This is a genomic window from Amycolatopsis sp. WAC 01376 (assembly GCF_003947415.1).
GTDB lineage: Bacteria > Actinomycetota > Actinomycetes > Mycobacteriales > Pseudonocardiaceae > Amycolatopsis.
On record NZ_QHKL01000007.1, the window covers coordinates 129,961 to 143,126 of the forward strand.

Sequence of the window (13,166 nt, forward strand, 5' to 3'; positions counted from 1 at the left end):
GACTTTGCTGACTCGCGGCGCCGATGAACGTGCCTACGGGGGTGGCCGCGAGTGGCGATTCGGGTTCCATTGAGGGGTAAGGCGAACGTGTCGTGTCTCGGGTGAGACGGTGGGCTGGGTGACGCGACACCGTACTCGCGTGTTCAGACACACGAGTCACGCCTTACCGAAGTACATGAAGGCCCCCTTCCTTGCGCTAGACGCAGGGAAGGGGGCCTTCATGTACTTCGCGACCGGCCGCCGAAGTCACAGCCGTCCCATTGTCACCAGGGATCACATCCGAAAGTAGCGAAAGCCTCCTTCACTACCGTCAGAGTAGGCAAGGAGGCCCTCACTACCAGGAGAACGCCTACGCAGAAGCGACACCGGCCCCACGCCACGACACGTTCGACATTTCCCTCACTAGAACCACCCTTGCCACTCGCGACCCCGGCAAGTGTCCACCGAGACCAGCGACTAGCTCGACCGGGTCCGCCACGAGCGCAGGGTGAGGCGTCGCGGCGCGGGCTGAGCGGGCTCGGCTGCCTGGCGTCCGTACACCGCCTCCGCGACCGACCGTTTCAGGTCGCGGCACCGCCTGAGGACGTGGGGCGGGAACCCGGTTCCGGCCGGCCGGTCCGGTGCCCCGCCCGCCTCTGCGTCGAACGACGTCCACCCGGAGCCGAGGTCGATCAGGCTGCGGTGCTTGGTCGTGTAGTACCCGCGCGACACGCTGACCGCGAGACCGGTCGCTCCGGCGGCCTGGGCGGCGAGGTGCAGGTGGTAGCGGCTGGAGATCCAGGTCTGGCCGGGCGCCGATGGCAGCCCGTTGCGCCAGATGTCGCGGAACGGGTGGAACTCCGCACCGGCGATCTCGTGTTCCAGCAGTGCCGGAACGGCACGGTCGATCCGGGGGATCCCTTCGACGATCGCGAGTTGTTCGGGATGGACCTCCCACGCCCGCAGCAGACCCAGCACCTGGGCTGCAAGCATCGACGGCTCGAAAGCGCCGATGTCGGATTGGATGCACAGCACGAATTCGCGCGTCTGCGCGGAGGGTGTCGGCTCGGGCGGATCGAGGAAGACGTCGTCGCACGTCCGGACGACTCCGGGGAGTAGTTCGGCCGAAGGGTCGTCGCGCACGTCGACGACGTCGAAGCGGTCGGTGAGGGAGCGGAGAAGGTCCACGGCACCGGGCGGGAACGGGGTCAGCCCCTGTCCGGTCATGGCCGTCCGGGTCCCCGAGCGCCGGGCGGCGGCCGCGGCGCCCGCGATCAGCCCGATATGCCGGGGCCACAGCGCGTTGAGGTAACCGCCGCCGATCAGGTGGATCACGTCGGTCCGGCCGAGCAGGTCGATGCCCGCGTCCCATCGCGGTGCGAGGCCGGGGTCGTTGACCGCCGACTGCACCCAGCCCGCGACCTCCCACGGATCGTCCGACGGCGCTTCACCGCACAGCCGCCACAGGGTGTCCGTGCAACGCAGGCGCGGGTGCAGATCGTTCAGCAGTAGTTGCGCGGGGCCAGGCGAGTGGGTGTCGAGCCAGACGTCGGCCTCCGGATCGGTGCGCGCCAAGTAGCGCAGCCACGTCGCCGCGATCAGCTCGTCGCCGTAGTTGGGAAAACCGCTCGGGCCGATCAGATAGTGACAAGCGCGGACGGGCGGATCGTTCCGCCCGTCCGCGCTTCCGCCGTTGGTCACTGTGCGACGGTGATCTGCGTGTTCAACGCCTGATCGCCCTGCGCCTTCTCGTTGCCGGTCGCTTCGGTCTTGACGCGATCCTTGGCCACGCCCGCTCCTTCGAGCGCGGCGGTGATCGCTTCCGCGCGCTTCTCGGAGAGAGCCTTGGACTTTTCCGCGTCGGGGTAACCCGCGTGGGTGGCGACGGTGATCTTGACGTCGTTGCCCTGCATGGCCTTGGCGATCTCGCCGAGTGCCGTTTTGCTCTTCTCGGACAGTTCGGCGCTTTCGGTGGTGAAGGTGATCGGTGACTGCTGCTGCGCCTGTTGGATCGCCGCCGTCACTTTCTGGGCCGCTTCCCCGCCCGCTTGCCCCGCGTCCCCGGTGCCCGCGCCCGAGGAAGCCGGGGCTCCGGCGCCGGGCGACGACGCGGCGGCCGCGCTTGAAGCGGTTCCATTCGCGCCAGATGCGCCATTCGCACCGTTCTCGCCCTCAGAGCCGCAAGCGGTCACCAGGCCGGCCACGATCGCCACACCCGTTACCGTCCGGACAATTGTCCTGCGCATGAAGTTCAAACTCCCTTTGGCCGTCTCCGCTTTGGCTGACGCCACGGATACGAACACGAAAGGGCTAAAAGCGCCAACCGTGATCGAGTGTGACTGACCTCTATCGTGCCGTGGTCACAGTGTAGTGAAATGACGTCGACCAGGAGACCCCTCGTCGTGACGGACCCGAGTGTCGCATCCGTATGACTGTGAAGGGACGGCAAGTCCACCCAAGTGAGCGACAACGGGTGCACCTCCGTGCCCTGGCCGAGGCTGTTTTCCCTGACTGGGAAGGGGAACTCGCCGACTCACCCAACCGTCGCGTTCAAGTTGCCGCACTCCGCGAATGGACTTTGATGGAGGTACGCGCCGGTCATCGGCGCATTCGAACCAGGTGAGGAGTTCTCGTGGGTATCGACTTCGAAGGAATGAAGGACAAGGTGAGCGGGGAGCACGTCGACAAGGCCGCCGATTTCGCGAAATCGCGATTCGGCGAACACTCCGACAAGATCGACTCGGCCGCCGACAAGGCGAAAGGCTTCCTCGGCGATTCCGGCGGCGAGCAGCAGAACGAAGAGCAGCAGCAGGGCGGCGGCTTCGGTAACGACGCCCCTGGCGCCCAGGCGGGCAGTCAATACGGCGGCGATGAAGGACAGCGCGCCGAGTTCGGCGGGAACAGCGGTGAAGAGGGTGGCTACGGCCGCTGAACCCACCCACGGATCAGGGACGGGAACCGGCGGCGTTCACCCTTGGGAAAACAGCTCGAGAACGTCCCGGAACGGCGCGTACCCGGACGTCACCGAGGTGTCGAGAACCCGGGACCGGCGATAGAACGGGCTGAGGTCGAGCCCGACGCCGACCCCGCGGATCTCGACGGTGTTTTCCTGTAGTAGCACCGTTTCCCGTAGATGCTCGTCCAGATAGTGCGGATCGTTCGCCAGGCTCGTCGCGCTGTCCATGGGGCTGCCGTCGGAGAGGACGAGCAGGATCCGGCGCTCCTCCGTCCGCGCGCGCATCCGGTCGCAGGCCCAGGCCACGGCCTCGCCGTCGATCCCTTCCCGGAACAGATCGGCTTTCAGCAGTGCCGCGAGATCGGGGCGCGCCCGGCGCCACGGGGTTTCGGCGTCCTTGAACACGACGTGAAGTCGTTCGTTGAGCCTGCCGGGATGCCGTGGCCGTCCCGCCCGGATCCACTCCCGCCTCGGCCTGCCGCCGTTCCAGGCGCCGGTGGTGAAGCCGAGGACTTCGCAGGCGGCACCGGCGAGTTCGAGCGAGCGCGCGAAGAGGTCGACCAGTGCGGCGACGGGTTCCGCGTGCGCGGTCATCGAACCCGAGCAGTCGATCAGGAACGTCACGAGCGTGTCCGCCACGGGTTCGATCCGCTCGGTGCGGAAGATGCGGCGTTCGGTGGGCGAACTGATCAGCTGCGCCAGGGTGCGGCCGTCCAGGTGACCTTCCTCCTGCCCGCCGTCCCAGCCGTCACGGGTGGGTACGGCGAGCACCGCCTTGAGGTCGCGCGCCAGCCGCCCCGGGCCGACGCCCTGCCTGCCGACGCGCCGGTCGAGCCGTTCCCGGAGTTCGGTGAGCAGTCCGGGGCGCACCAGGTCCGACGCGCGCCGTTCGCTGTCGTACGCGGTGGTGAAAACCCGGTACGCCGCACCGGATTCACCCAGCGTACGACTGGTTCCGGCGGTCACGGACGAGATCTGATCGCCTTGGCTCGCGTCGAAGTCGATCAGGAGGTTGAAGCGCGGGTCGGTGGGGTCGCCGTCGTCTTCGGCTTCCCGCTCGGTCGCGGTGAGCAGCCCGCCGGCTGTCCGGGCGATCGCCAGCGCGTGTTCGGCGAACGCCTTCTGATCGGTCCGGTGCCGTCGCAGCCCGGCGAGGTCGTGACCCAGCTTCGGCGCCAGCGCGAATCGGGTCGCCTCGATCAGGTCCTCGGTCTCCTCGACCACGGGTTCTCCGGTGATCCGCGACCGGCAGATCTGCGCGACCGTGTACAGCAACAGCCCGCGGGCGGTCTCGGTCAGCCCGGAGCGGTGGAATTCGAGGGACCAGCGGAGGTGGCGAAGGCGAAGGTTCCGCCGCATGCCCGGCAGCTCCGGGGGCGGGAGCGACTCGACGCGGAACTGTTCCAGCAGCTCGAAAATCCCGCGTTCGGCTGGATCGGGAGGGCACAGGCTCCGATGCAGGGCGGCGTCCGAGGCCCTCAGGCGCAACGCCATCCCGTCCGCGATCCCGCGTGAGGACACCAGATCGTCGTCGGTGGAGTGACGCAGATGCGGCGCGTGCAGCGGCAGCGGTTCGCGTCCCCGATGCAGGCGCCGCGCCCGGAAGTGCAGCGTCGGATCGCCGCTGAGCGCCCGGACCGCGGCCGCGCACAGCTCCTCGACCTGGTGGCGGCGCCGGGTTTCCGTCTGCCCGGCCGTCATGCCGAGAGCAGCTGGAGCTCGTCGTCGAAGCAGCGCTGGAAGTACTCCGCCACGAGAGCGCGCTCAGCTTCGTCGCATTTGTTCACGAAGGACAGCCGGAACGCCGTCGCCGGATCGCCGAAGATCTCGATGTTCTCCGCCCAGGTGATCACCGTGCGCGGGGACATCAGCGTGGACAGGTCGCCGGCCTGGAAACCCTTGCGGGTCAAGGCGGCCACCGTGACCAGCGACGCTGCCAGCGGTTCCGGTATGCCGGGAACCCTGGACCGCACGATCGCGATCTCCTCGGCGGCGGGCAGGTAGTTCAGTGACGCGACGATGTTCCAGCGGTCGATCTGCGCGTGGTTCAGCCGCTGCGCGCCGTGGTAGAGCCCGTTGAGGTTGCCGAGCCCGACCGTGTTGGCGGTGGCGAACAACCGGAAGGACGGATGTGGCCGCAGCACCCGGTTCTGGTCGGTGAGGGTGAACTTGCCGTCGCGTTCGAGGACCCGCTGGAGCACGAACATGACGTCCGGGCGGCCCGCGTCGTACTCGTCGAGCACGAGCGCGACCGGCCGCTGCAAAGCCCACGGGAGGATGCCCTCCTGGAATTCGGTGACCTGCTTGCCCTCGCGCAGCACGACGGCGTCGCGGCCGACGAGGTCGAGGCGGTTGAGGTGGCCGTCCAGGTTGACCCGCACACATGGCCAGTTGAGCCGGGCCGCGACCTGCTCGATATGAGTCGACTTCCCGGTGCCGTGCAATCCCTGCACCAGCACGCGGCGGTCGCGGGTGAACCCGGCGAGCAGGGCCAGCGTCACGTCCGGGTTGAAGCGGTACGCCTCGTCGATCTCGGGGACGTGCTCGCCGCGTTCGCGGAACGCGCCGACAACGAGATCCGAATCGATGCCGAAGAGGTCGCGCACCGGGAGCCGAAGCTCGGGGACCATGGAAACTCCTTACGACGTAACACTTTCCGGTTCGGACGCGCCCTCGGCGTCGACGCGGCTGATCGCCTCGGCCGCACGCTGCAACGCCGGGAGCGTCTGGAGCGCTTTGTCCGGTGTCAGCCGCATGACCGGCGCCTGCACCGCGACGCAGAGGTTGGCGCGGCCGGGGACGAGCACCGCGACGCACACCAGGCCGGGGAGGAATTCCTCGTCGTCGAGCGCGAAGCCGTCGCGGCGGATGCGGGTGAACTCGGCCTCGAGCGTGTCGAGGTCGGTGATGGTCTTGTTCGTGTACTGCTTGAGCGGCGCGTGCGCGAGCAGTTTCCGCCGCTGCGACGGGCTCATCTGCGCGAGGATCATCTTGCCGCTGGCCGAACAGTGGATCGGCACGCGTGAGCCGGGCCGGAGGTAGAACCGCAGTGGTTCCGGCGTCTCCACCCGGTCGAGGTACACGATCTCGTTGCCCGACAACGTGGTCACGTTGCAGCTCTCGCCGAGTTCGTCGACGAGGTGGCGCAGGACGGCGTGCCGGGCGCCGTGGTGGGTCGCGTTGAGGAGCAGGTTCTCCGCGAGCCGTCGCAGCCGGTGGCCGGTGCCGTAATGGCGACCGTCGGCCTGGCGGACCAGCAGGCCCGCCCCTTCGAGTTGCTGCAGCATGCGGTGCAGGGTCGGTTTCGGCAGGCCGGTCTCCTCGACGAGGCCCTGCAGGGAGACCAGCTGATCCTTGGCGGCGATCAGCTCGAGCAGGGAGAACAGCCGCATGGTCGGCGTGTCCCCGTTGATCGGATCGGGTTCGCGAAGCAGCTCCATGTTTCGAAAAGTAGCACAGGGCGTCTCGGTTTTCAGAATCTGGCGTTGACGCTCGGCGATCCGCGTCCTATCGTCGGTCGCATCCTGATTTCAGGAACGCCACGTATCGTTTTTTTGTAAATCTGCCTGTCGAAGGAGCGGAACATGACGGAACGGAAGACGGGTGACGGCCGCGTGGTCGTCAGCGGCCGGAAGAAGATGACCCCGTCCGAGGCCTTCGTCGAGACGCTCGTGGCCAACGGCGTCACCGACATCTTCGGCATCATGGGGTCGGCGTTCATGGACGCGATGGACATCTTCGCGCCGGCGGGCATCCGGCTGGTACCGGTCGTGCACGAACAGGGCGCCGGGCATATGGCCGACGGCTACGCCAGGGTGAGCGGCAGGCACGGCGTCGTCATCGGGCAGAACGGCCCCGGCATCAGCAACTGCGTCACCGCGATCGCGGCCGCGTACTGGGCGCACAGCCCGGTCGTCATCGTGACGCCGGAGGCGGGCACCATGGGCACCGGCCTCGGTGGCTTCCAGGAGGCCAACCAGCTGCCGATGTTCCAGGAGTTCACCAAGTACCAGGGGCACGTCAACAACCCGAAGCGGATGGCGGAGTACACCGGCCGCTGCTTCGACCGGGCCCACTCCGAACTCGGCCCGACGCAGCTCAACATCCCGCGCGACTTCTTCTACGGCGAGATCGAGGCCGAGATCCCGGAGCCCGCCAGGCTCGACCGCGGTCCCGGCGGCGAGCGGAGCCTCGACGAGGCTGCCGCGCTGCTGGCCACGGCGGAGTTCCCGGTGATCATCTCCGGCGGCGGCGTCGTGATGGCCGACGGCGTCGAGGAGTGCAAGGCCCTCGCCGAACGCCTCGGCGCGCCGGTGGTGAACAGCTACCTGCACAACGATTCGTTCCCGGCGAGCCACCCGCAATGGTGCGGACCGCTGGGCTACCAGGGTTCGAAGGCCGCGATGAAGCTGATCTCGCAGGCGGACGTCGTGATCGCGCTCGGCTCGCGGCTCGGCCCGTTCGGCACCCTGCCGCAACATGGCATGGACTACTGGCCCAAGGACGCGAAGATCATCCAGATCGACGCGGACCACAAGATGCTCGGCCTGGTCAAGAAGATCACCGTCGGCATCTGCGGCGACGCCAAGGACGCGGCGGTCGCGCTGACCCGGCGTCTTGCGGACCGGACGCTGGCCTGCGACTCCACAAAGGACGCCCGCGCGGCGAAGATCAAGGCGGAGAAGGACGCGTGGGAGGCCGAACTCGACGCATGGACCCACGAGACCGACCCGTTCAGCCTCGACATGATCGCGGAGCAGGAGTCCGAGGAGGGCAACTGGCTGCACCCGCGGGAAGTGTTGCGGGAACTGGAGAAGGCCATGCCGCCGCGGGTGATGGTGTCGACCGACATCGGCAACATCAACTCGGTCGCGAACAGCTACCTGCGCTTCGAGGAGCCGCGCAGCTTCTTCGCCCCGATGAGCTTCGGCAACTGCGGATACGCGCTGCCGACCATCATCGGCGCCAAGGCCGCCGCCCCCGACCGGCCCGCGATCTCCTACGCCGGTGACGGTGCCTGGGGGATGAGCATGGGCGAGATCATGACCGCGGTCCGCCATGACATCCCGGTCACCGCGGTGGTGTTCCACAACCGGCAATGGGGCGCGGAGAAGAAGAACCAGGTCGACTTCTACAACCGCCGGTTCGTCGCGGGCGAGCTGGAAAGCGAGAGCTTCGCGGGCATCGCGAAGGCGATGGGCGCGGAAGGCATCGTCGTGGAGAAGCTCGACGAGGTCGGCCCCGCCCTGCAGCGCGCCGTCGACGCGCAGATGAACGAGGGCAAGACCACCGTCATCGAGATCATGTGCACCCGCGAGCTCGGTGACCCGTTCCGCCGGGACGCGCTGTCCAAGCCCGTGCGCTTCCTGGAGAAGTACAAGGACTACGTGTAGGCCGCGGTTCGCGCGTGAAGGCCCCCTTCCCTCGGCTCAGCCGAGGGAAGGGGGCCTTCACGCGCATACGCGTTTAGTCGGCTGGATGCACGTCGTGTGTGGCGTTTCGGGTTAAGGCAAAGGTGGCGCTGGGTGAGGGGTGTGTGGTTTTTGGGTCATCTGACGTCCCAAAATCCACACGGTGAGGGACAAGGTCGGGCACCGGGACCGCGCTCGAACAGGCTCTCGCCTTCAGCAGGGCCGGAAAGAAACTGGACCCATCGAACGCCGCCGCTCTGGTGCTGGGCCGGTGCCAGCCGGGTTGCGAAAGTCAAGGCACAGACTCGTGTCTCGAAGGAGGTCTCCGGTGGACGTCACCCAGCTGCGAGCGCAGGCCCGCAGGCATCTCGGCCCGCACTTCACCCGCAAGGACACCTGGGCCTCGGATTTCCCGGTGTTCGTACGCGGCGAGGGAAGCTACCTGATCGACACCGAGGGACGCCGCCACCTCGACGGTCTCGCCGGGCTCTTCTGCGTCAACATGGGCCACGGGCGGGCCGACATCGCCAAGGCCGCCGCCGACCAGGTCGGCACGCTCGCCTACGCGAGCAACTGGGGTTCGGCGCACACCCCCGCGATCGAGGCGGCCACGTTGCTGGCCGAACTCGCGCCGGGCGACCTCGGGACGACGTTCTTCGTCAACTCCGGTTCGGAGGCGGTCGAAACCGCGTTGAAGTTCGCCCGTCAGTATCACCGCAGCCAGGGCCGGCCCGAGCGGACGAAGATCATCAGCCGCGACATGGCCTACCACGGCACGACCATCGGCGCGCTCTCGGTGACCGGGCTCGCGAAGATCAAAGAGCCGTTCGGCCCGCTCATGCCCGGCGTCCGGCACGTGCCGAACACGTTGGGGCTGCTGGGTGACTGCGGTCCGGCGGCCGAATTGGACTGTGTCAGGGCGATCGAGCAGGTCATCCTGGAGGAAGGGCCGGAGACCATCGCGGCGCTGTTCGCCGAGCCGGTGCAGAACGGCCGCGGCGCGCTCGTCCCGCCGAAGGGGTACTGGCCCGCTTTGCGTGCGCTGTGCGACAAGTACGGCATCCTGCTCGTGTCGGACGAGGTCATCTGCTCGTTCGGCAGGTTGGGGCACTGGTTCGGGCACGGTCTCACGGGGGTCGTTCCGGACCTGATCACCTTCGCCAAGGGTTCGACGTCGGGGTATGCGCCGCTCGGTGGCGTGATCGTGCGCGAGAAGCTGGTCACCGAGCTGTACGACTCGCCGAAGGGCGGCGTCTTCACCCACGGCGCCACCTGGGGCGGGCATCCGGTCGCGACCGCCGTCGCCGTCGCGAACCTCAGCGCGATGCGGGACGAGAAGGTGCTCGACAACGTGCTCACCGAGGGCCCGGAACTGTTCGGCGCGCTGAACTCGCTGAAGTCGGCGCACCGGTGCGTCAAGGATGTCCGCGGGACCGGGTTCTTCTACGCCATCGAGCTGATGGCCGATCGCGACAGCGGTCGTGAGCTCACCGAGGCCGAATCGCTGAAGGTGCTCCGCGAGGTGCTCCCGGAGGCGTTCCGCCGCACGGGCGTCATTCTCCGCGGCGACGATCGCGGCGCGACCATGCTGATGATCTCGCCGCCGCTCGTCGCCGATCGCGAGGTGCTGACCGAGCTGCTCCACGGCGTCGACGCGATGCTCAACGACGTCGAGAAGGCCGTCCAGCCCTGAACCAGCCCTTTCACCCGGTGGGGGTCGCCGTCTTCCGGCGGCCCCCGCTTCGTATGTGGAGGTACTTCGATGAGCCTGACCACCGAGGCCACGCCGGACGCGACGCTCGGCAGATGGCGGAAGGCGTTGCGTGGCAAGGATCTCCGTGTCGCCCTGCCGGACGGCGATGACGACCGCGCCGTCCGTGCCGCGTTGGCTCTCCGCGCGGAGGGAGTCGTGCGGCCTTTGCTGTTCGGCGACGGGCCGCGTCTCCGTGCCGCCGGCGTCCCGGACGACGTGATCATGGACGTCGCGGATGCCCTTGCCGACGGCCGGACCGCGGATGCGTTGACGTCGGGATTCGCCAGTCGCCCGGAAAAGCTCGTCGCAGCCCGGCGTGATCCGGTGTTCGTGGCGGCCGCCGCCTTGCGGGCGGGCCGGGTGGACGCCTGTGTCGCCGGGGCGACCCGGCCGACCGCCGACGTGTTGCGGGCGGGATTGCGGGTCGTGGGCCTGGCGCCGGGAGTGTCCACTTTGAGCAGTTGCTTCCTGTTGCTGCTGCCGGATGGGCGGCGGCTGACCTTTTCGGACTGTGCGGTGGTGCCTGAGCCGGGGGCGGCGCAGCTGGCGGACATCGCCCTCGCCGCCGCGGCCACCCACCGTGGTCTGACGGGCGAGGATCCCGCGGTCGCGATGCTGTCGTTCAGCACGCAGGGGAGTGCCGACCATCAGCGTGTCGAGGTTGTCCGCGAGGCGACTTCCCTGGTGCGGCAACGGGAACCCAGCCTCCCCGTGGACGGCGAGTTGCAGTTCGACGCCGCGCTGGTGGCCTCCATCGCGGCGGCGAAGGCGCCCGGATCCGCGGTCGCCGGTCGCGCGAACGTCCTGGTGTTCCCGAATCTGGACGCCGGCAACATCGGCTACAAGATCGCCGAACGGCTCGGGGGCGCCGTCGCGCTCGGCCCGATCCTCCAGGGTCTCGCGGCCCCGCTCAACGACCTTTCCCGCGGCTGCTCGGCGTCCGACATCGAGACGCTCGCGCTCCTGACCGCCGCTCAGGCCCTGGGCGTTCCGTGCTAGCCGAGCAGGGCCAGTGCGACGTAGGCGATGGTGCCGACCAGCAGCGTGGAGAGCAGGCCGAGCAGCAGCGCCCGGCCACCGGTGCGGACCAGGGTGCCGATCCGGACCGCGCAGCCCAGCCCGAACAGCGCTCCCGCGAGCAGCAGCGTGCAGATCACCTTGGCGACGTCGAGTGCCACGCCGGGCAGGATCCCGGTGCTCCGCACCACGACCATCGTCAGGAAACCGAGGACGAACAGCGGGACCAGCGGGGTGCGCTTCCCGGCCGCGGACGGGCGGCGGCGGCGTTCGTGCACGCTGACCGCGGCGACCATCGGTGCCAGCAGGACGACGCGGCTGAGCTTCACCACCACGGCGACCGCGACGGCGGCGGTCCCGGCGGGGGTGGCGGCCGCGACCACCTGGGCGACCTCGTGCACGCTCAGCCCGGCCCAGCCGCCGATGCGCAGCGCGTCCATTCCGAGCCAGCCGCCGAGGAGCGGGACGGCCGCGATCGCCAGTCCACCGTAGAAGGTGACCAGGGCGACGGCGGTGGCGACGTCGGAGTCCTCGCGTTCGACGACGCCTTCCATCGCGGCGATGGCCGACGCGCCGCAGATGGAGAACCCGGTCGCGACCAGCATCGCGAGCCCACGCGGAACACCGAGGAGCCTGCCGAGACCGATCGTGCCGAGGAAGGTGAGGCCGACCGTCAGCACGACCGCGAGCAGCGTGCCGGGGCCGAGGGAGAGCACCGCCGGGAGCGCGAGTTGAAGGCCGAGCAGGACGACACCGGCGCGCAGCAGCTTCTTGGTCACCTTCGCGATCGCCTGCCGCGTGCCGTCCGAGAGCACCGGAAGCGAGCCGGCGAGCACCCCGAGCACGACCGCGAGGGTGAGCGCGCTGAGCACGGGAACGGCGGTGCTCAGCAGATACGCGACAGCCACCCCGAGGGCGGTGACGGCCAGACCGGTCAGGTGCGGCTTCGTTCGCCGCGCAGACGTGGTGCTCATGGTGATGAGCGTCGTCCGGCGACGGCGACGCCGGTAGCCGGGAGAACACCGGGTAGGTCATGCAGTTTGGCTATGACAGCACCGGAACTGGACGCCTTGCGCCTGCTCGTACTCGTCGACGAACTGGGCAGCATCGGGCAGGCAGCCGCCACCCTCGGGATCGCGCAGCCGTCGGCGAGCAACCGACTGTCCTCAGTGGAACGACGGCTCGGGCTGGTGCTGGTCGACCGGACCCGCCGCGGTTCCGCGCTCACTCCGGACGGACGTGTGATCGCCGGCTGGGCGTACCGCGTGCTCGCCGAACTCGGCGGACTGCTCGACGGCGCCGAGGCCCTGCGGACCCGGCACGCGGGCGAACTCCGCGTCGCGGCCGGCATGACTCTGGCCGAGCACTTGGTCCCTGGCTGGATCGGCGAGCTCAACCGCGCGAATCCTCGCCTTCACCTCGGCCTCGAGGTCACGAATTCGGATCAGGTCGCCGAACTGGCGCGTGCGGGCAAGGTCGACATCGGCTTCGTCGAGTCACCAGGGACACCGGCCGGGCTCGCGTCACGGAAGGTCGCCGTGGACCACCTCGTGGTAGTCGTCCCCGGCGCGCATCCGTGGGCACGGAAAAGTCGCCCGCTGACCCCTGCGGAGCTGGCGATCACGCCGCTCGTGGTGCGGGAACACGGCTCCGGAACCAGGGAGACCGTCGACGCCGCGTTGCGCAAGGCCGGGGTGGGCCCGGTGAAACCGTTGCTGGAGCTGGGTTCCGCGTCCGCCGTCCGCAACGCCGTTGTCGCGGGCGCCGGGCCCGCGGTGATCAGCGCGCTGGACGTGACGGACCGCGAGCTGGTGCCCGTCGCGGTCGAGGGCGTCGACTTCTCCCGGGTGCTGCACGCGGTGTGGCCCGAAGGACGGCGCCTCACCGGACCGGCAGCGGAACTGCTGGCCTTGGCGGTGCGGCGACCGTCCTGAGTGGTATCTGGACCCCTTTCCCACATCGTAACTGGCACTCGCAAAGGGCCGGACTTGTTCCTACGGTGACCGGAACCACAATGGAGCTCCCAGCGCGACCGCTCCGGCGGTGCGTG

The 13,166-nt window shown here is 68.9% G+C and carries 11 protein-coding genes; 5 read left to right on the top strand and 6 right to left on the bottom strand.

Annotated features, from left to right (window positions below; all coding sequences use genetic code 11):
- Nucleotides 1-456: 456 nt before the first annotated feature.
- Both DMH03_RS31185 and DMH03_RS31190 read right to left on the bottom strand, forming a co-directional pair.
- Nucleotides 457-1,680, bottom strand: coding sequence for a polysaccharide pyruvyl transferase family protein (locus DMH03_RS31185; RefSeq protein ID WP_125795581.1), 1,224 nt, complete (start codon nt 1,678-1,680; stop codon nt 457-459).
- A complete protein-coding gene (locus tag DMH03_RS31190; RefSeq protein WP_233611736.1) occupies nt 1,677-2,270 on the bottom strand; it encodes an OmpA family protein in 594 nt (197 codons plus the stop codon). Before DMH03_RS31190 ends, DMH03_RS31185 begins: the two co-directional genes overlap by 4 nt.
- A 341-nt stretch (nt 2,271-2,611) precedes the next feature.
- Here DMH03_RS31190 and DMH03_RS42695 point away from each other — a divergent pair, with 341 nt between their 5' ends.
- Nucleotides 2,612-2,911, top strand: a complete 300-nt coding sequence (locus DMH03_RS42695) for an antitoxin (protein ID WP_233611737.1) — start codon at nt 2,612-2,614, stop codon at nt 2,909-2,911.
- A 36-nt stretch (nt 2,912-2,947) separates the two neighbouring features.
- On the opposite strand, the gene DMH03_RS31200 is transcribed toward DMH03_RS42695, so the two are convergent.
- Genes DMH03_RS31200 through DMH03_RS31210 form a run of 3 tightly spaced genes read right to left on the bottom strand, consistent with a single transcriptional unit; the run spans nt 2,948 to nt 6,375 of the window.
- The gene (locus tag DMH03_RS31200) at nt 2,948-4,636 is read right to left on the bottom strand and encodes a cobalt chelatase (RefSeq protein WP_125795582.1); all 1,689 of its coding nucleotides are present in this window, start codon (nt 4,634-4,636) and stop codon (nt 2,948-2,950) included.
- Complete coding sequence (locus DMH03_RS31205; RefSeq protein WP_125795583.1) at nt 4,633-5,565, bottom strand: AAA family ATPase; 933 nt, start codon at nt 5,563-5,565, stop codon at nt 4,633-4,635. Before DMH03_RS31205 ends, DMH03_RS31200 begins: the two co-directional genes overlap by 4 nt.
- 9 nt (nt 5,566-5,574) lie before the next feature.
- A complete protein-coding gene (locus DMH03_RS31210; RefSeq protein ID WP_125795584.1) occupies nt 5,575-6,375 on the bottom strand; it encodes an IclR family transcriptional regulator in 801 nt (266 codons plus the stop codon).
- A gap of 144 nt (nt 6,376-6,519) precedes the next feature.
- Here DMH03_RS31210 and xsc point away from each other — a divergent pair, with 144 nt between their 5' ends.
- From xsc to DMH03_RS31225, 3 genes are all read left to right on the top strand, one after another.
- Nucleotides 6,520-8,328: a sulfoacetaldehyde acetyltransferase gene (gene xsc, locus DMH03_RS31215; protein ID WP_125795585.1), complete on the top strand. Its 1,809-nt coding sequence runs from the start codon at nt 6,520-6,522 to the stop codon at nt 8,326-8,328.
- A 346-nt stretch (nt 8,329-8,674) separates the two neighbouring features.
- Nucleotides 8,675-10,039, top strand: coding sequence for an aspartate aminotransferase family protein (locus tag DMH03_RS31220; RefSeq protein WP_125795586.1), 1,365 nt, complete (start codon nt 8,675-8,677; stop codon nt 10,037-10,039).
- Between the two features lie 69 nt (nt 10,040-10,108).
- Nucleotides 10,109-11,098, top strand: coding sequence for a phosphotransacetylase (locus DMH03_RS31225; protein ID WP_125795587.1), 990 nt, complete (start codon nt 10,109-10,111; stop codon nt 11,096-11,098).
- Here DMH03_RS31225 and DMH03_RS31230 read toward each other — a convergent pair.
- The gene (locus DMH03_RS31230; protein WP_125795588.1) at nt 11,095-12,090 is read right to left on the bottom strand and encodes a YeiH family protein; all 996 of its coding nucleotides are present in this window, start codon (nt 12,088-12,090) and stop codon (nt 11,095-11,097) included. The two genes, DMH03_RS31225 and DMH03_RS31230, sit on opposite strands and share 4 nt — an antisense overlap.
- 72 nt (nt 12,091-12,162) lie before the next feature.
- On the opposite strand from DMH03_RS31230, the gene DMH03_RS31235 reads away from it, so the two are divergent.
- Entirely contained in the window at nt 12,163-13,050 is an 888-nt protein-coding gene (locus tag DMH03_RS31235) for a LysR family transcriptional regulator (protein ID WP_125795589.1), read from the top strand.
- Nucleotides 13,051-13,166: the final 116 nt, after the last annotated feature.